The 17,442-nt window shown below is 70.9% G+C and carries 16 protein-coding genes; 10 read left to right on the forward strand and 6 right to left on the reverse strand.

Translation table 11 applies throughout. The features are described from left to right. The first annotated feature begins 26 nt into the window (after positions 1-26). The gene (locus tag QSK17_RS05675) at positions 27-1,100 is read left to right on the forward strand and encodes a threonine aldolase family protein (RefSeq protein ID WP_285703350.1); all 1,074 of its coding nucleotides are present in this window, start codon (positions 27-29) and stop codon (positions 1,098-1,100) included. Positions 1,101-1,207: 107 nt separating this feature from the next. Here the strand turns inward: QSK17_RS05675 and QSK17_RS05680 are convergent, their stop codons facing one another. Beyond that, on the reverse strand, positions 1,208-1,504 hold the full coding sequence (locus QSK17_RS05680) for a DUF3467 domain-containing protein (RefSeq protein ID WP_285703351.1): 297 nt from the start codon (positions 1,502-1,504) through the stop codon (positions 1,208-1,210). Positions 1,505-1,685: 181 nt separating this feature from the next. After that, entirely contained in the window at positions 1,686-2,405 is a 720-nt protein-coding gene (locus QSK17_RS05685; RefSeq protein WP_285703352.1) for a DUF305 domain-containing protein, read from the reverse strand. Positions 2,406-2,517: 112 nt separating this feature from the next. Here QSK17_RS05685 and QSK17_RS05690 point away from each other — a divergent pair, with 112 nt between their 5' ends. Continuing rightward, entirely contained in the window at positions 2,518-3,276 is a 759-nt protein-coding gene (locus QSK17_RS05690) for a thioredoxin-like domain-containing protein (RefSeq protein ID WP_285703353.1), read from the forward strand. Positions 3,277-3,307: 31 nt separating this feature from the next. On the opposite strand, the gene ald is transcribed toward QSK17_RS05690, so the two are convergent. Continuing rightward, positions 3,308-4,423, reverse strand: a complete 1,116-nt coding sequence (gene ald / locus QSK17_RS05695; RefSeq protein ID WP_285703354.1) for an alanine dehydrogenase — start codon at positions 4,421-4,423, stop codon at positions 3,308-3,310. Between the two features lie 281 nt (positions 4,424-4,704). Here ald and QSK17_RS05700 point away from each other — a divergent pair, with 281 nt between their 5' ends. Beyond that, entirely contained in the window at positions 4,705-5,907 is a 1,203-nt protein-coding gene (locus tag QSK17_RS05700; protein WP_285703355.1) for an excalibur calcium-binding domain-containing protein, read from the forward strand. A gap of 69 nt (positions 5,908-5,976) precedes the next feature. On the opposite strand, the gene QSK17_RS05705 is transcribed toward QSK17_RS05700, so the two are convergent. Further along, positions 5,977-8,331 (reverse strand): molybdopterin cofactor-binding domain-containing protein, encoded by a 2,355-nt coding sequence (locus tag QSK17_RS05705; protein ID WP_285703710.1) that lies wholly within the window; start codon positions 8,329-8,331, stop codon positions 5,977-5,979. 164 nt (positions 8,332-8,495) lie between these two features. Between QSK17_RS05705 and QSK17_RS05710 the strand changes: the two genes are divergently transcribed. The 5 genes from QSK17_RS05710 (at position 8,496) to QSK17_RS05730 (ending at position 15,061) form a co-directional block, all read left to right on the forward strand. Beyond that, a complete protein-coding gene (locus tag QSK17_RS05710) occupies positions 8,496-10,028 on the forward strand; it encodes a PucR family transcriptional regulator (protein WP_285703356.1) in 1,533 nt (510 codons plus the stop codon). Positions 10,029-10,258: 230 nt separating this feature from the next. After that, positions 10,259-11,551: a helix-turn-helix domain-containing protein gene (locus tag QSK17_RS05715; protein WP_285703357.1), complete on the forward strand. Its 1,293-nt coding sequence runs from the start codon at positions 10,259-10,261 to the stop codon at positions 11,549-11,551. A 208-nt stretch (positions 11,552-11,759) separates the two neighbouring features. Continuing rightward, positions 11,760-12,401: a copper resistance CopC family protein gene (locus QSK17_RS05720; RefSeq protein WP_285703358.1), complete on the forward strand. Its 642-nt coding sequence runs from the start codon at positions 11,760-11,762 to the stop codon at positions 12,399-12,401. Continuing rightward, positions 12,398-14,389: a bifunctional copper resistance protein CopD/cytochrome c oxidase assembly protein gene (locus QSK17_RS05725; RefSeq protein WP_285703359.1), complete on the forward strand. Its 1,992-nt coding sequence runs from the start codon at positions 12,398-12,400 to the stop codon at positions 14,387-14,389. The genes QSK17_RS05720 and QSK17_RS05725 overlap by 4 nt, the downstream gene beginning before the upstream one ends. 255 nt (positions 14,390-14,644) lie before the next feature. Beyond that, positions 14,645-15,061 (forward strand): sensor histidine kinase, encoded by a 417-nt coding sequence (locus tag QSK17_RS05730; RefSeq protein WP_285703361.1) that lies wholly within the window; start codon positions 14,645-14,647, stop codon positions 15,059-15,061. A 99-nt stretch (positions 15,062-15,160) separates the two neighbouring features. Here the strand turns inward: QSK17_RS05730 and map are convergent, their stop codons facing one another. Then, the gene (gene map / locus QSK17_RS05735) at positions 15,161-16,009 is read right to left on the reverse strand and encodes a type I methionyl aminopeptidase (RefSeq protein WP_285703363.1); all 849 of its coding nucleotides are present in this window, start codon (positions 16,007-16,009) and stop codon (positions 15,161-15,163) included. A 43-nt stretch (positions 16,010-16,052) separates the two neighbouring features. Here map and QSK17_RS05740 point away from each other — a divergent pair, with 43 nt between their 5' ends. Together QSK17_RS05740 and QSK17_RS05745 are read left to right on the forward strand one after the other, a co-directional pair. Further along, positions 16,053-16,229, forward strand: coding sequence for a hypothetical protein (locus QSK17_RS05740; RefSeq protein WP_285703364.1), 177 nt, complete (start codon positions 16,053-16,055; stop codon positions 16,227-16,229). Positions 16,230-16,300: 71 nt separating this feature from the next. Further along, positions 16,301-16,750 (forward strand): hypothetical protein, encoded by a 450-nt coding sequence (locus QSK17_RS05745; RefSeq protein WP_285703365.1) that lies wholly within the window; start codon positions 16,301-16,303, stop codon positions 16,748-16,750. 109 nt (positions 16,751-16,859) lie between these two features. Here the strand turns inward: QSK17_RS05745 and QSK17_RS05750 are convergent, their stop codons facing one another. Beyond that, on the reverse strand, positions 16,860-17,438 hold the full coding sequence (locus QSK17_RS05750) for a hypothetical protein (RefSeq protein WP_285703366.1): 579 nt from the start codon (positions 17,436-17,438) through the stop codon (positions 16,860-16,862). Positions 17,439-17,442 lie beyond the last annotated feature (4 nt).

The raw sequence follows: 17,442 nt of genomic DNA on the forward strand, positions 1-17,442 counted from the left end.
CAGCGTGAGATGACGGGGGAGCTTTCGTGACCACGGATGCCGTTCGGCGGCACGATCCCGAGATCAAGACGTTCGCGAGCGACAACTACGCGGGCGTGCATCCCGAGATCCTGGAGGCCGTCGCCCTCGCGAACGGAGGTCACCAGATCTCCTACGGCGACGACGTCTACACGGAGGCGATACAGGAGATCTTCCGCGGGCACTTCGGTGAGCGGGCCGAGGCGTGGCCGGTCTTCAACGGCACGGCGGCCAACGTCATCTCGCTGCGCTCGATGTGCGCCCCCTGGGAGGCCGTGGTGTGCGCGGAGAGCGCGCACATCAACACCGACGAGGGCGGCGCGCCCGAGGTGACCGGCGGGCTCAAGCTGCTGACGGTGCCGACCCCGGACGGCAAGCTCACACCGGAGCTGATCGACCGGCAGGCGTGGGGCTTCGGCGACGTGCACCGGGCGCAGCCGCGGGTCGTCTCGATCTCCAACACCACCGAGCTGGGCACGCTCTACACGCCCGCCGAGATCAAGGCGATCTGCGATCATGCCCACGAGCTGGGCATGATCGTCCACCTGGACGGCTCCCGCATCACGAACGCGGCGGCCGCCCTGGACGTGCCGCTGCGCGCGCTCACCACCGACGCCGGGGTGGACGTGCTCTCGTTCGGCGGCACCAAGATCGGCCTGCTGCTGGGGGAGGCGGTGGTCGTCCTCAACCCCGCGGCCGTGAGCGGCCTGCCGTACCTCCGGAAGACGAGCATGCAGCTCGCCTCGAAGATGAGGTTCGTCTCGGTCCAGTTCGAGGCGCTCCTCGGCGGCGACCTGTGGCTGCGCAACGCCCGCCAGGCCAACGCGATGGCGGCCCGGCTGGCGAACGCGGTGCGGGACATCCCCGGTGTGGAGGTTCCGCGGCCGGTCGAGGCGAACGCGGTGTTCGCGATCCTGCCCACCGACGCGGCCGACCGGCTGCGCAAGCGCTTCCGGTTCTACAACTGGAACGAGCAGATCGGCGGCGGCAGGGTCGAGGTGCGCTGGATGTGCGCCTTCGACACCACGGAGGCCGACGTGGACGCCTTCGCGGCCACGCTCGCCGCCGAGATGCACGCCTAAACCGACCCACCTGGCACGGCCTGCTTGGCACGACCTGCTTGGCACGGCCTGCTTGGCACGGCCTGCCTGGCACGGCCTGCCTGGCACGACCGCAGGAGACCGGCCGCTCAGAGCTTGTGGCCGGTCTCCTTCTCGAAGGCCGTGAGCTGCTGTTCGAGGGCCTTCATCAGCTCGAAGACCTGGGCTGGGGGCAGCCGGACCCGGCTGACGATCCGCGTCGGCACGCTGACGTACGGCGTGCCCGACTGCGGATCGTCCGCGATGGCCGGCGGCCGGGTGATCACCGCGAAGTCCAGGATGAACCCGTCACGGGTATGCCAGACCGAGGCGAAGTTGGCGTACTGCCCCGCTTCGACCTCGGGCGAGATGCTCACCTCGAGGCGGCTTTCCGGCTCTTCAATCAATGTTCGCCTCTCCTCCGGACACTTCCCCTCATGTTGCCCTGGCGAGCGTGTTTACGCGCGTTATGACACGACTCGATTCCAAGGGGCCGTTTCGTCGGTGTACCGGGAGGTGATCCTGGGCGGCCGAGGTCGCGGCCCGGGTGCGGCTCAGCGCGGCCCAGGTACGGGGCCCGGGTGCGGGTCAGGGCGTGAGGATCGACGGAAGCGGCTCCGCGCCGCGCGCACGGAGGAAGTCCTTCATCAGCGTGATCTCGGCGGTCTGGCCGTCGACGATGTGCTGGGCCAGCTCGCGGACCTCGGGGCGGTTCGTCAGCCGCACCACCCCTCGCGCCATGTCCACGCCACCCTCGTGATGGCGGATCATGAGCTGGAGGAAGAGGATCTCCGCGTCCCGGCCCTTGGCGGCGCGCAGCCGATCCATCTCCTCGGGCGTGGCCATCCCGGGCATCGCGCCCTGTGCCATCCCCTGGGCCGCTCCCTGCGCCGTCGCCCCGCCGTGGCCGTGGCCCGACATCCACGCCATCGGCGGGCGGTCCGATGCCTGGTCGAGCCCCCACTGCTGGAGCCAGCCCATGAAGACTCCACGCTGGGTGGACTGCGTGGTGATGATGTCGTAGGCGAGGTTCCGGATGGGGCCGTCCGTGCTCGCGTCCCGAACGGCGAACGCCATCTCGACCGCCTGCGCGTGATGGGTGGCCATGTCCCTGGCGAATCCCGCCTCAGGCGAGGTGTCGCCCGGGGCCCTCGACCCGCCCACGACCAGCAGAAGCCCGGCCGCCACCACCACGAGGCCGATCAACGCGGGCAGGAAGGCGTTCCTGCGCGGCCGCGCCGCCACGTCGTCGTCGGCGGTGGCGGGGTAGGCGGGGTCGGCGGCCGGGGGAATGGTCTCGGTGCTCATCGCACCACAGGCTACTTAGGGCGGGGCTTCGCGTGGAAGGCGGCCGCGTCGGCCAACCGATTATTCTCCTACGCAATGCGGGGGCTTTGGTGACCAGTTGCTGGAGGACCGAATGAACAAGGACAAAGCGCAGGCACGGCGCGAGCACCTCGTCCGCATGCGTGCGGAGCAGAAACGCAAGGAGCGGCGCTCCGCGCTGTTCATGTGGGGGATCGGCGGCCTGGTCATCATCGTGCTCGTCGGCCTCGTCGGATTCTACGTCGTCAACGACCGCTCGCAGAAGTCGCTGTCCGGTGTGAAGTCCTTCGCCTACAAGGGATCCGAGCACACCTGGGACAAGGTCGCGTACAAGGAGGACCCGCCGGCCGGAGGCCCGCACAACTTCTACTGGCAGAACTGCGGCATCTACGACAAGCCGATCCACGATGAGCACGGCGTGCACTCGCTCGAACACGGCGCCGTGTGGATCACCTACCGTCCGGATCTGCCGCAGGCCGACCTGGACAAGCTGAAGTCTCTCGCGTCGAGCGACTTCATGCTCCTCAGCCCGTACGAGGGCCTGCCCGGGCCGGTCGTGGTGAGCTCGTGGAACCACCAGCTCGTCCTCAACGGGGCCGACGATCCCCGCCTCCCCGTGTACATCAAGAAGTACAAGCAGAACCCGACCTACACCCCCGAGTTCGGATCGGCCTGCGACCGGGGCATCGGCACCACCGCGGATCAGCCGCTGCCGCCGGCCGACCCCGCGGTGGACCCGCACGCCGAGGCCTCCGCCCAGCCGTCCGCCGAGCCCTCCACGGGCGCGACCACGGAACCGTCTGCGGCGCCGTCTGCGGCACCGTCCAAGGCGCCGAGCCCGGCCGCCTCCTGATCAGGCGAGCGTCTGCCCCAGGGACAACGCGTCAAGCGAGCGCCTGCTCCAGGGGCACCGCCTCCAGCCCGTGCGCCTCGGCCACGGGCTGGTTGATCAGGTGCCCCTCGTGCGCGTTGAGCCCCTTGGCCAGCGCGGCGTCCGCGAGCAGCGCCTCCCGCCAGCCGAGGTCCGCGATCGCCAGCGCGTATGGCACCGTCGCGTTGGTAAGGGCGAACGTCGAGGTGTGCGGCACCGCGCCCGGCATGTTGGTGACGCAGTAGAACACCGAGTCGTGCACCCGGAAGACGGGATTCGCGTGCGTGGTCGGCCGGGAGTCCTCGAAGCAGCCGCCCTGGTCGATCGAGACGTCGACCAGGACGGAACCGCTCTTCATCCTGGAGACCAGACCGTTGGTGACCAGCGTGGGCGCCTTGGCCCCCGGCATCAGCACCGCGCCGATCACCAGGTCCGCGTCCAGCACCGCCCGCTCGATCTCGTACGCGTTGGACGCCACGGTCTGGCAGTGCCCCTGGTAAATGATGTCCGCCTGGCGCAACCGGTCGATGTTCAGATCGAGCAGCAGGACCTCGGCCTGCATCCCCAGCGCGATCGCGGCGGCGTTCATGCCGGAGACGCCCGCGCCGATCACCACCACCTTCGCGGCGTACACACCGGAGACGCCGCCCATCAGTACCCCGCGTCCGCCGCCCTGCCGCATCAGGTGGTACGCGCCGACCTGAGGTGCGAGCCGTCCCGCGACCTCGGACATCGGGGCGAGCAGGGGCAGCGCTCCGGTCGCCGTCTGGACGGTCTCGTACGCGATGGCGGTGACGCCGGAGTTGAGCACGGCCCGGGTGCACGGCTCCGAGGCGGCCAGATGCAGGTAGGTGAACAGCACCTGTCCCTTGTGCATCCAGTGGTACTCCTGGGGGACCGGCTCCTTGACCTTGAGCACGAGTTCGGCGCGGGCCCAGACCTCCTCGCCAGAGTCCACGATCTCCGCGCCGGCCCCGGCGAAGTCGTCGTCGGTGATGGCCGACCCGGCCCCGGCTCCTCGTTCGACGAGCACTTCGTGTCCGTGCAGTACCAGCTCGTGGGCACCGGCCGGGGTGAGGGCGACGCGGTACTCGTGGCTCTTGATCTCGCGCGGAACTCCGACCTTCATGCCTTCACTGTCCGTTCCGGGGAAGGCGAGCGGCAGGTCACCATGCGCAACAAATTGCATGTCATTCGTCACAAATTGTGCTGCATGTGTGATTGCGGAAAATTGCTGATCATTCGATTACCTCGCCATGGCATAGCTCGATAGGCTCTGCGACGATGTCAGGGATCGAGGTCGGGATGCAGAACACGCCGGTTCCAGGTGACCAGGGACCCGATCGCAGGCCGGAGGGCCCCGAAGCCGCACCGGCGACACCGCCTGCGTCTGCGGGTGTGTCGACGGCGGTGTCGACAGCTGTGTCGGCGACGGGGGCCGTGGCCGCGGCGACAGCGCCGGATCCCGCGAGCCCGCCGGATCCCGCGAGCCCGCCGGGTTCCAGCGGCGCGCCGGACGCTGATACGGCCGCTCCAGGCGCTCCGGCCGCTCCTGGCACTCCTGGCGCTCCGGTCGGCCCCGCCGCCCCGCCCGGCCCACCGCAGGCCACACGCGGGACCACGATCGTCCTCGCCGTCGCACTGGCCCTCGTCGTCGTCATGACCGGCGTGCTCGGCGCGGTCGCCGTCCTGATGACCCGCAACCAGGACTCCCCTCCGCTGTCCCGCACGCCGCCGCGCACCCTGCGGACGTCGATCCACTTCGCGCCGGTCACCGGGGTACGCGCCGCGCCGTGCCCGGGAACCGAAGCGGTGCCCGACGACGCCGGGACCACCTGCTACCAGCTCGATCCGGGAGTCACGGTCACCACCGTCCAGAAGATCGAGCCGGTGACCGAGCAGGACGGCACGTACTCCGTCCGCGTGGTGCTCTCGGCTGCCACCCGCGAGCAGGTCGCCGAGCTGATCCGGGAGACGGTGAAACAGCAGCTCGCCATCGTCGTGGGGGACAAGGTGATCGCCGCGCCCCGCGTCGCCCAGGAGATCACCCAGGACAGCCTCAGCATCGCGGGCTTCACCAAGGCCGACGCCGACGCCCTCATCACCCGCCTTCTCGGCAGCGCCTCCGGAGACACGGGCACGACCGGCGGTGCCGGAGATCCCGGCGGAACCACAACCGGGACAACCGACGGAACCACGCCCGGCACCACGACCGGAGACCCGTCGGGCACCACCGGCAACACGATGGTGGACAACAACGGCAACACGATCGGCAATTCAACCGGCGACACAACCGGTACGACCGGCGGAACCACGCCCGGCACCACGACCGGAGACCCGTCGGGCACCACCGGGAACACGACCGGCACCACCGGGAACACGACCGGCGGCGGTGCGGGCACGACCGGCGGCGGCGCGACCGGGAGCACCACCGGGGCGACGCAGACCCGTGTCACCCAGGGCGGCGGATCGACCGAATCCGGCCGCTTCGCGACCTGCAAGGAGGCCAGGGACGCCGGCTACGGGCCGTACACCAAGGGCATCCACAAGGAGTACTACTGGTACGTCGACGCCGATCACGACGGTGTCGCCTGCGACTCCGGCGACCTCTGATCTGATCGGCACCCGGAATCCGGCACCCGGGCACCGGGCATCCGGCTCCGGAAGCCCGGCGCGCCGGGATCAGGCCGGGTGGCCGAAGGCGATGTCTTCGGGGCGGATCGGGACGCGGGGCAGCGCGAGCCCCGTCGCCGCGCGTACGGCGGCGGCCACCGCGGGCGTGGACGACAGCGTGGGCGGCTCCCCGGCCCCGCGCAGGCCGTACGGCGCGTTGGGGTCGGGGTTCTCCAGGATCGACAGCCGCATCGGCGGCATGTCGAGGATGGTCGGGATCAGATAGTCGGTGAAGGACGGGTTCACCACCCTTCCGTCGCGTACCTGGATCTCCTCCATCAGGGCGAGGCCCAGGCCCTGCGCCGTGCCGCCGTGGATCTGGCCCTCCAGGGCGAGCGGGTTCATGATCCGGCCGACGTCCTGGACGGCGGCGAGCTCGACGACCTTGACCAGCCCGAGCTCCACGTCCACGTCCACGACCGCCCGGTGCACGCACAACGCGAGCTGCGTGTGCGAGTCGCCCTGACCGGTGACCGGGTCCATGGGGAACGTCGGCCGATGGCGGTACTCCCGCGTCTCCTCGACGGGCCCGAACCGGTCGAGCAGTTCGTCGAGCGAGAGCCCGGGGTTGTTGGCGCGGAGCCTGTCCAGGTGTCCTCGCACGGCCTCGCAGGCGGTCTTGACCGCGCCGCCGGTGACGTAGGACTGGCGGGACGCGGACGACGAACCGGCGGAACCGACCGAGGTGTCCGCCGGGGCCACGGTGACCCGGTCGATGCCGAGCTCGGTGCGGGCGATCTGCGCCTGGATCGCGACCAGGCCCTGCCCGACCTCGGCCGCCGCCGTGTGCACGAGCACATGCGGTTCGCCGCCGAGAAGCTCCACCCGGACCCGGGCCGTCGAGTAGTCGTCGAAGCCCTCCGAGAAACAGATGTTCTTGATGCCGACGCCGTACCCGATGCCGCGCCGCACGCCCTCACCGTGGGTGCTCTGGGCCACGCCGCCGGGCAGCAACCGCAGATCGGCCGCCATCGTCGCCGGTCCGGGGAACGATCCGGTCGGCGGTTCGGGACCCGGTTCGGGACCCGGTTCGGGACCCGGTTCGGGACCCGGTTCGGGACCCGGTTCGGGAAGCCCGGTGAGCCCGGGGAGGAGCCCGGGGAGCGGTGCGGGAAGGGGCATCGCCTCCAGCTCGCGGAGCATCGCGGCGAGCGGGGCCGGGGTGTCGATGAGCTGACCGGTGGCCAGCCGGGACCCCTGCGCGACGGCGTTGCGCACCCGGATCTCGATCGGGGAGAGGCCGCAGGCCTCCGCGAGCCGGTCCATCTGCGACTCGTACGCGTAGCAGGCCTGGACCGCGCCGAACCCCCGCATGGCGCCGCACGGCGGGTTGTTGGTGTAGGTGCCGTACGCGTCGATCCGCACGTTCGCCACCTCGTACGGCCCGACGCCGAGCGAGGCGGCATTGCCGACCACGGCGGGTGAGGAGGAACAGTAGGCGCCGCCGTCGAGCAGGATCTCGGCCGTGACGTAGACGAGCCGTCCGTCGGCGGTCGCTCCGTGCTCGTAGCGCATCCACGCGGGATGCCGGTGGACGTGCCCGAAGAACGACTCCTCACGGCCGTAGACCATCTTCACGGGCCGGCCGGTGCGCAGCGCCAGCATCGAGGCGTGGATCTGCATCGACAGATCCTCGCGGGCGCCGAACGCGCCGCCGACGCCGGCCAGTGCGAGCCGTACCTTGTCCTTCGGCAGCCCGAGGCACGGCGCGACCTGGTCCTGGTCCACGTGCAGCCACTGGGTGGCGATGTAGAGGTCCACGCCGTCGTCGTCCGCCGGTACGGCGAGGCCGGCTTCGGGGCCCAGGAACGCCTGGTCCTGCATCCCGACCTCGTACTCACCCGTGACGACCACCACGGCGCGGGCACCGTCGCTCGTGCGGGCCTCCGGTCCGGCCGACCCGACCCGGACGGGCTGGTGGCGTACGACGTTGCCCCCGGGATGCACCCGGGGGCAGGACGGGTCGAAGGCCGCCCGGCGGGGATCCACGACGGCCTCGCGGATCTCGTACTCGACGACCACGGCAGCGGCCGCCCGGCGAGCCGTCTCGGGGTGGTCGGCCGCCACGACGGCCACCGGCTCGCCCTGGTAGCGCACCTGGTCCACCGCGAGCACCGGCTGGTCCCTGCGCTCCAGCCCGTAGAACTTCTCGCCGGGCACGTCCTCATGGGTCAGCACCGCGAACACGCCCGGCATGGCGAGGGCGGGGCCGACGTCGATCGACCGGATCCACGCCGACGGGTGCGGGCTGCGCAGCGTCGCGCCCCAGAGCATGCCGTCGAGCCACAGATCGGAGGCGTAGGCGAACTCGCCGGTCACCTTGAGCGTGCCGTCGGGGCGCGGGGCGCTCGCGCCTACGCCCATGCTGGGTCGGGTCTCGGTCTTCAACGGTCGCTCCCACCTTCCGGCCCGGCCATCCAGTACGGGCAGTACATCAGCCCAGGTCACGCGGGCCAATTGCCGTCGCGATGAAACGCCGTGGCCGCGGGGGATGCTGATTGTAGATTTCTCCAAATACCCTGATTCGCATGCTTTTGCGGGATCTGCTGGCCGCTGAGGAGCTCCGGCTCGCCCTCCTGACCGGTGCCGGGGGCGTGGACCGTGAGATCGGCGGCGTGCTGGTCACCGATCTGCCCGATCCCGGCCGGTACGTCTCCGAGGGCGATCTCGTGCTCACCGGCTTGATGTGGCGCCGGGACCCCGCCGACTCCCGGGCGTTCGCCGACGCGCTGGTCGCGTCCGGGGTGGTCGCGCTCGGCGCCGGGGACGCCCGTCTCGGCCTGGTGCCCGACGACCTGGTGGAGGCCTGCCGGGAGCGCGGCCTGCCCCTGTTCGAGGTGCCCGTCGAGGTCTCGTTCGGAGCGATCGCCGATCTCGTGAGCCGGCGGCTGTCCGGAGCGCGGGCGGGGGACCTGCGCAGCGTGCTCGGCCGCCACCGCAGGATCGTCGCCGCCGTGGCCGAGGGCGCGGGTCTCGGCCGGCTCTTCGCGCTCATGGCGAGTGAGCTGGGGGTCACCGGCGCGGTGCTGTCCGCCGCCGGTTCCGTCATCGCGGGCGACCTTCCGGAGAAGCAGGCCGTACGGCTGGCGGGCGAATACCTGCGCGCCACCCGGCTTCCCCACGTCGTCCGGGCGGGCGAAGCAGGCGACGCCGAGCAGTTCACGATCTTCGCGGTGGACCGCGCGCACCGGGCGGCGGGCTGGGTGCTCGCCTGCCGGGGCGAGCTCGACGTCGAGATCGGGTACGAGCTCGCCTCGTGCGTCGCCATGGAGCGTGCCCGCATGGAGGAGGGGCGCCGGGTCGAGCGCCGGCTCGCCGAGGAGCTCATCGGCCTGGCCTCATCGGGCCGCGCGGACCTCGCCGAGCTCTCCGCCAGGCTCATGACCTGCGGGATCGATGCGGCTGAGCCGTACGCGGTGGTCGCGGCCACCGTGACGCGGCAGGGGGCGGCGGACGCGCCCGACCCGGCGACGCTGGGCGGCCAGGCCGTGGAGGAGCTGCTCGACCGGCGCGCGGTGGCCGCCGCCGGAGCGGACGGAGCGGTGGCGCTGGTACCGCTGCGGGATCACGGGACGGCGGCCGAGCTGGCGGCGGACCTCCGGGAACGGGTCGCGGTGATCGCGTCAGGGCTCCCGCGTGCTCGCGTGTCCGTGGGAGTGAGCGCCGGACTGGCCGGGGCCTCGGCGATCCGCGGCGGCACCGAGGAGGCGGGGTACGCCCGGCGGATGGCGGAGATGCGCGGCGGCGGCGTCGTCACCAGCGACGAGATCTATACGCACGGGTTGCTGCTCGCCACGGTGCCGGACGGGGTGCGCCGGTCGTTCGCGAGCCGGTTGCTCGACCCGCTCTTCGAATACGACCGGCGCCACCAGGCGGAGCTGGTGCTGACCCTCGCCACCTTCCTCGACTGCGCGGGCTCGTGGAACGGGTGCGCGGAACGGCTGCACGTCCACGTCAACACCGTGCGTTATCGGATCCGCCGCATCGAGGAGTTGACCGGTAAGGACCTCTCCTCGATGACGGACCGGGTGGATCTGTTCCTCGCGTTGAGGGCGGGATGATCTCGGGAGACGAACGGATGTGCGGACTGAATCAGATAACGACTCAGCAGCACCAGTCACTGATCGTGTAGTTGGGGGAAGACGTCGCGGCGTTGGCGGCCGTAGCATTTGCCGCGACAACCACACCGGTTGAGAAGAGAACGGCCAGGACAGAGACGATGAGTCGGCGGCGCATGATCAGCTCCTGTCGTAAAATCGTCTGATTTACACCATTCTTGCAGGGGGAGCCCGTGACGAGTCAAGATCTAGTCGGCCAGCGCATCAAGATGATCCGTCGCCAACGCGGTCTTTCCCAAGCTCAACTGGCACATCCGGAGCTTTCGGACAGTTATGTTTCCTTGATCGAGAGCGGTAAGCGAACGCCTACTCCGGCCGTTTTGGAACTGCTGTCCCAGAAGCTGGATTGCTCGCTCACTTATCTGATCAATGGCGTGACCGCCGAACAGATGGAGGAGCTGGAGCTCGGCCTGCGGTTCGCACGGCTCGCCCTGGACAACGGCGAGGTCGAGGAGGCCAGGCGTCGCTTCGGCGAGCTGCTGGACGACAAGAGCATGGTCGGCCTCTCCCAGCTGCGCCAGGACGCCGAGTTCGGCTATGCGCTCGCCGCCGAGGCGTGCGGCCACCTCGGCGAGGCCATCGCGATCCTGAACCGCCTGCTCGACGCCGAGGCCGGGGCGATGCCCGAGGACCGCCGGGTCGCGATCGCCGTCGCTCTCTGCCGGTGTTACCGCGAGAAGGGCGATCTCGGGCCGGCCGTCCAGGTGGGCGAGACGATGCTCAAGGACATGAACCGCGCCACCTGGACCGACGACCTGATCGAGCTCGCCGCGACCCTGCTCGCCGCGTACGGCGTGCGCGGCGACCTGCTGCGCGCCACCCAGTTCGCCAACGAGCTGCTCGCCGCCGCCGACCTGCTCGGCACACCCCGCGCGACGGTCGCCGCCAACTGGAACGCCGCCAGGATCGCCGAGCTCACCGGACGCGGTGACGAGTCACTCGCGCTGGCCGAGCGCGCCCTCGCCGTGCAGAGCGAGAACGGCGACTCCCGCAACCTCGCCCGGCTCCGCCTGGCGTACGCGATCCTGCTGCTCCGGGTCCGCCCGGACGACCTGGAGACCGCCCGCGACCTGCTGGCGCGGACCCACCGGGAGCTCGGCGAGTCCGCGGCGAGCAAGGCGGACATCGCCCGCTGCTCCGTGTTCCTGGCCCGCACCGAGCTGGCGCTGCACCGCCCTGAGGAGGCCGCCGAGCACGCCCGGGCCGCGAAGGACCTGACGGAGGGGTCCCTCGGAGAGCTGCGGGCCGAGGCTCACCTCGTGCTCGGCCAGGCGTACGAGCAGCTCGGCAGGCGCGAGGAGGCGGCGGTCGAGCTCGCCGCGGCCGGCGAGTGGCTGGAGCGGTCGCCCAAGATCAGGATGGCCGCACAGGGGTGGCTGGAGGCCGCCGAGGCGTTCCAGCGCATCGAGGACCACGCCGCCGGCGCCCTCGCCTACCGGCGCGCGCTCGCCTGCGTCGGCCTTTGACGCGCTCCCCAACCTGAAGGCTGGGGACGGCAGATGACCGGCGCCCGATCCACGGCCTCCGGGGCGTCCACCCGGAGGCCGGATCGTGGAGCCGCCGGGTCCGCCGGGACCCCGGAGACACCCGAGACATGCGTTACGCAAGTGTCCCGTCTCCGTGGGTGACGCGGGGTAGGGACCGGACCCACGCGTCGGTAGCCTTGTTGCTGCCATGAGAAAATCCCCGCTTACCGCCATGATCGCGTTCGTCGCGGCTCTCCTGCTCGGTACGGCTCTCGCCACGCCCGCGCTGGCTCACACCTCGCTCAGGAGCAGCGACCCCAAGGCGAACGCCCGGGTCGACGGACTCACGAAGGTGAGCCTGGTCTTCTCCGAGTCGGTCCGCTTCCCTGTCGTGCTGGTACGCGGCCCCGACGGCAAGCGATACGAGTCCGGCGACCCCGCCGTCGACGGGCCCAAGGTGACCCAGGCCGTCGCCGACTCGCTGCCCGCCGGGAAGTACAGCGTCGCCTGGCGGGTGGTCTCCACCGACGGCCATCCCATCGAGGGGGAGATCCCGTTCACGGTGACCGGCTCCGCGGCGGCGTCCGCCACCCCGGACGCCTCTGTGACGCCCACCACGTCGCCCACTGAGTCGCCCACCGAGTCGCCCGCCACTCCCGGCGTCGAACCCACCGTCACGGGGACCGCCGAGGCGACCCCCGAGCCGACGTTCACGCGGGTCGGGGACGAGTCCGCGGACGATCAGGCGCAGGACGACGGCGGCCGGGTACCCGCCTGGGTGTGGATCGCGGTCTTCGGCGTGGCCGGCATCGGCATCGGGATGGCCATCAGCATGCGGAAGAAGCCATGAGCCGCGCCGCGCGTCTGGCGGTCGCCGCGATCTGCGCGGCGGCCGTCGCACTGGTGATCGGGATGGTGGCCGGAGGCGCGGCCACCCCGCGGATCATCCCCGGGCTCCCCGACGAGGGCACGTTCACTCGGTGGATGCTCCCGCTGTCCAAGCTCGCCATGGACGGCGCCGGCCTCGTCACCGTCGGCCTGCTGGTGATGAGCGCCGCGTTCCTGCCCAGCGACAAGGGACTGCTCGGCAAGCCCGCCCAGGAGTACGTCAAGGCCGCCTCGTGGTCGGCGTGCGTCTGGGCGGTCGCGGGGGCGTCGACCCTCGTCTTCAGCCTGTCGGAGACGCTCGGCATGCCGGTCGGAGACGTCCTCGGCGGCAACGAGCTGACCAGCTACGCCAGCCAGGTCCCGCAGGGCATCGCGTTCACCCTGGTCGTGCTCTTCGCGGTCGCCATCGCGCTGTTCGCGCGGGGCGCGATCACCGTCGGCTCGGCGGCCGGGCTGCTGCTGTTCGCGATGGCCACGCTGCTGCCGCCGGCGCTGACCGGGCACTCCTCCTCGTCGCCCAACCACGGGCTCGCGACCACCTCGGTGGCCTTCCACGTGCTCTTCCTGGCGCTGTGGGTGGGCGGCCTCGGCGTGCTGTGCCTGCACGCCTACCGCGACGGCGCCCGGCTCGACGTCGCCGCCGCGCGGTTCTCCCGGATGGCGCTGTGGTGCTTCATCGGGGTCGGCCTCTCCGGCCTGGCGAGCGTCTTCGCCCGCCTGGCCTCCGTCGAGGAGCTGTTCACCACCTCGTACGGCCTGCTGCTGGTGGCCAAGACGGTGGCGTTCGCCGCTCTCGGCGTGATCGGCTGGCGGCACCGCGGCCGCACCGTGCCGTCGCTGGCCGCCGGCAAGTCGGGGGCGTTCCTGCGGCTGGCGCTCGGCGAGGTCCTGCTCATGGCCGCGACGGTCGGTCTCGCCGTCGCGCTCGCGCGCACCGCGCCGCCGGTGATCAAGGGGCCGATCGACCGCGCCTACGAACTGCTCGGCTACCTCGTGCCGCCGCCGGTCTCGCTGGAAAACCTGCTGACCCTGTGGTGGTTCGACCTGTTCTTCGCCGTGCTCGCCGCCGTGCTCGCCGGCCTCTACGCGGCCGGTGTCGTACGGCTGGCCCGCCGGGGCGACAAGTGGTCGGTCGGCCGCACCGCGTCCTGGTTCATCGGCGTCCTCATCCTGGTCCTGGTCACCCAGAGCGGGATCGCGAAGTACTCACCGGTGCTGTTCAGCGTCCACATGGCCCAGCACATGGTGCTCAACATGCTGGTGCCGATCCTGCTGGTGCTCGGCGCACCTGTGACGCTCGCGCTGCGCGCGCTCAAGCCCGCCGTACGGCGCGGCGACCGCGGTCCGCGCGAGTGGGTCACCGTGATCCTGCACAGCCGGTACGTCAAGTTCGTCGCCCACCCGGCCATCGCGACGGCGATCTTCGTCGTGTCGACGTACGCGCTGTACTTCACCTCGCTGTTCGCCTCGGCGATGCAGGAGCACATCGGGCACATCGCGATGACCGTGCACTTCCTGGTCAGCGGCTGCCTGTTCTTCTGGGTGATCATCGGGGTGGACCCCGGTCCGCACCGGCTGCCCCACGTCGGGCGGCTGCTGCTGCTGTTCGTCACCATGCCGTTCCACGCGTTCTTCGGGATCGCGCTGATGAGCATGGGCAGCGTCCTCGCCCCCGAGTGGTACGGCCAGCTCGGCCGCACCTGGGGCGCGTCATTGGTGGCCGACCAGCAGACCGGCGGGGCGATCGCCTGGGGCTTCGGTGAGATCCCGACCCTGATCGTGCTCATCGCGCTGGCGATCCAGTGGTGGCGGGCCGACGACCGGGTGGCCCGCCGCGCCGACCGCCGGGCCGAGGCGCGCGCGGCGAAGGTGGGCGGCACCGGCGACGTCGAGATGGACGCCTACAACGAGTACCTCGCCAAGCTGCACAAGCGCGACACCGCCCAGTGAGCTCCTCACCGGCCGGTCGTCCGCGCCGGCCCGGCGAGTCGCCTCTCGAGTTGTGCGGTGACACGTCCTGTGAGGCCGCCCGCGCGTAGGCTGGACGCGCGTGACCTGCTCGAAGAACGGGCATAACCACGGGTGAGACGCCCGGTGAATCCGGGCGGAGTCATGTGCTCGGTAAGCCTGTCCAGAGCTCGTGCCGCTGGCGTCCGCGTCGCCTGTCCGTCGAGGAAGGCGGCGCGGCGATTGAGGAGGGACGGGTTGGCGGAAGAACTGCGGATCCGGTCGAACGGCGATCTGGTGTCGGCTCTGGAGGACTACCTCGCGGAGTGGTCCGAGCGCTCGGGCATCGCCGTCGAGATCTGGGCGCTACCGGGCAAGGCCGTGCCGCGGCGTGTCGCCCAGGCGGTGTACGCCACCGTCATCGAGGCCCTGGAGAACGTCGAGCGGCACAGCCACGCCGGGCAGGTCTCCGTCGCCGTCACCACCGGCAAGGCGGGCCTGCGGATGACCGTGAGCGACGACGGCGCCGGGTTCGCCGTGGACGAGGCGGCACCGAACACGGCGCGGGGCCTGACCGCCATGCGCGCGCACTTCGCCGAGGCCGGCGGCACATTGACGATCAACAGCGTCCCCGGTGGCGGGACGACCGTCACCGGGGTGATCCGCTCCAGCTGACCGGGCTCAAGGGCCTGGCTCAATGACCGGGCTCAAGGGGTCCGGCACAAAGGACCTGGCTCTATGACCCGGTCTGGGGGACCCGGGCGAGGGTTCGGCTCAGGGAAGCGTGAGGATCTCGCGGCCCGAGTCGGTGACCAGGATGGTGTGCTCGAACTGGGCGGTCCGCTTGCGGTCCTTGGTCACGGCGGTCCAGTTGTCCGGCCAGATGTCGTAGTCGATGGTCCCCAGCGTGAGCATCGGCTCGATCGTGAACGTCATGCCGGGCACGAGGGTGACCGCGAGCGATGGGTCGTCGTAATGGGGGACGATCAGCCCCGAGTGGAACGACGTGCTGATGCCGTGGCCGGTGAAGTCGCGGACGACGCCGTAGCCGAAACGTTTCGCGTAGGCCTCGATCACGCGGCCGACCACGTTGAGCTGGCGTCCGGGCGCGACCGCCTTGATCGCGCGCATGGTCGCCTCGCGGGTGCGCTCGACCAGCAGCCGGGACTCCTCGTCCACGTCGCCGACGAGGAAGGTGGCGTCGGTGTCCCCGTGCACGCCCCCGATGTACGCGGTGATGTCGACGTTGACGATGTCGCCGTCGTTCAGCACGGTGTCGTCGGGGATGCCGTGGCAGATCACCTCGTTGATCGAGGTGCACAGCGACTTGGGATAGCCGCGGTAGCCCAGGGTCGAGGGGTAGGCGTTGTGGTCGAGAAGGAACTCGTGCCCGATCCGGTCGAGCTCGTCGGTGGTGACGCCGGGGGCGACGTGCTTGCCGACCTCCTCCAGGGCCTGGGCGGCGATCCGGCCCGCGACCCGCATCTTCTCGATCGTCTCCGGAGTCTGGATGTCGGTGGTGCCCTTCTTCGGGGCGGCCTTCCCCACGTACTCCGGGCGTTCGATGTGGGCGGGGACCTTACGCATGGGCGACACTCGCCCTGGCCGGAGGAGTGTTGTCATGCCGCCAAGTCTAGATGCGGTCCCGAGGGGGAGGATTAATCCCGTGAGCGATCAATGGTGGTTCTGCCTGAAGCACATGCGCGTCGAGCCGGAAAAGGGCTGCCCCAACAAGGACCGAATGGGTCCGTACGCCTCGGAGGTGGAGGCGTCGAGGGCCCTGGAGACGGCCTCCGAGCGGAACGAGGTGTGGCAGACGCAGGATGAGGAATGGGACGACTGACGCTTTGACCTGAAATTGGGGGACATTCCCGCAAGTGGCCTGCGAAGCTGGCCTGGTGCGGGAGGTGGTACATGGAGCTCAGTGAGCCCGGTGCCCTGAGCGGCGTGGACGAACGCGCGCGCCGCCTGTCGGGCGCGGAGCGCCGCGTGGCGGCGCTGCTGGCCGCCGAAGGACACACGGTCGTCGCCGTGGCCCCCACGGACGAGCGGCGAACCGGTCACCGGCCCCGGGCCAGCCGCGCCGACGCCCTCGTCGACGGGCGGCCCACCGACTTCGTCGTACTCGCCGAAGGGGACACCAGCGTGGCGGTGACGATGGCGCTCAGCCGCGCCGCCCGCCACGCCGACCGCGCCGTGATCGACGCGCGCGGCACCGGGCTCGGCCGGGCCGCCGCCGAGGACGGTGTCCGTTGGTTCACCGCCGTACCGCACAGCCACGTGCTGCGCGGCTGGCGGGTCATCGGTGACGGCTACGACCTCACCTTCGACACCGACCACGACCACGACACGACCCGGCCGTAACGACCCGCTCGCACCGCGTCAGTCCCTGTGTCAGTCCCTGTGCCAGTCCCTGTGTCAGGCCGTGTATCTGGCCGTGGGGAATGGAGCCGGGGACCGGGCGGAGCGGGTGTCAGTCGGGGACGTGCGGCCCGCTGACCCGGTCCATCAGGCGGGCGAGGCGCTCCCGCAGGCCGATTCGCCGGATGTCGCCCGCCGCGCTGCTCACCAGATGCTGGGCGCCGTCGAAACTGAGCGGGCCGTCCAGACGCGGTACGGCGAGCGAGTCATGAGCCAGCGACTCCAGGTTCGGATCGCCGCCGTCGAGGGCGAGGATCGTGGCGCCGGTCCGGCGCGCGTCGTCCACGTGCTCCAGCAGCGGAACGGGTGCCTCTTCCTCCGAGACCACGAAGAGCGTCTCACCGTGACGCGCCTCGCGCAGCCGGTCCAGGCCGACACTCAGGTGAGCGGGCGCGTTCGCCGGAGGTGACCAGCGCAGCAGCGTCGGGGAGAGCTGCGAGAGGCCGGACAGCCGCGCCTCGTCGGCCAGATGGGCGGTCAGATGCCATGGCTCGTCGTCGGGCGTTCCCACGAGGAGCAGGCCTCCGGGGGACCGGGTCGTGCGCAGGGCCAGCCCCAGCTCCCGGGTGCGCTCCAGCCAGCCGGTCGAGGCGAGTACCTCGCGGAGGAGGCTCACCGAGTCAGCATCCATGGGG

Origin of the sequence: Microtetraspora sp. NBRC 16547 (genome assembly GCF_030268965.1) — a bacterium.
GTDB lineage: Bacteria > Actinomycetota > Actinomycetes > Streptosporangiales > Streptosporangiaceae > Microtetraspora.

Excerpts from the sequence above, each read along its gene's own strand:
- QSK17_RS05745 (WP_285703365.1), top strand. The coding sequence starts at position 16,301 with ATGGAGCTCAGTGAGCCCGGTGCCCTGAGCGGCGTGGACGAACGCGCG.
- QSK17_RS05750 (WP_285703366.1), bottom strand. The coding sequence starts at position 17,438 with ATGGATGCTGACTCGGTGAGCCTCCTCCGCGAGGTACTCGCCTCGACC.
- QSK17_RS05725 (WP_285703359.1), top strand. The coding sequence starts at position 12,398 with ATGAGCCGCGCCGCGCGTCTGGCGGTCGCCGCGATCTGCGCGGCGGCC.
- QSK17_RS05720 (WP_285703358.1), top strand. The coding sequence starts at position 11,760 with ATGAGAAAATCCCCGCTTACCGCCATGATCGCGTTCGTCGCGGCTCTC.
- QSK17_RS05705 (WP_285703710.1), bottom strand. The coding sequence starts at position 8,331 with ATGGGCGTAGGCGCGAGCGCCCCGCGCCCCGACGGCACGCTCAAGGTG.
- QSK17_RS05710 (WP_285703356.1), top strand. The coding sequence starts at position 8,496 with ATGCTTTTGCGGGATCTGCTGGCCGCTGAGGAGCTCCGGCTCGCCCTC.
- map (WP_285703363.1), bottom strand. The coding sequence starts at position 16,009 with ATGACAACACTCCTCCGGCCAGGGCGAGTGTCGCCCATGCGTAAGGTC.
- QSK17_RS05690 (WP_285703353.1), top strand. The coding sequence starts at position 2,518 with ATGAACAAGGACAAAGCGCAGGCACGGCGCGAGCACCTCGTCCGCATG.
- ald (WP_285703354.1), bottom strand. The coding sequence starts at position 4,423 with ATGAAGGTCGGAGTTCCGCGCGAGATCAAGAGCCACGAGTACCGCGTC.
- QSK17_RS05685 (WP_285703352.1), bottom strand. The coding sequence starts at position 2,405 with ATGAGCACCGAGACCATTCCCCCGGCCGCCGACCCCGCCTACCCCGCC.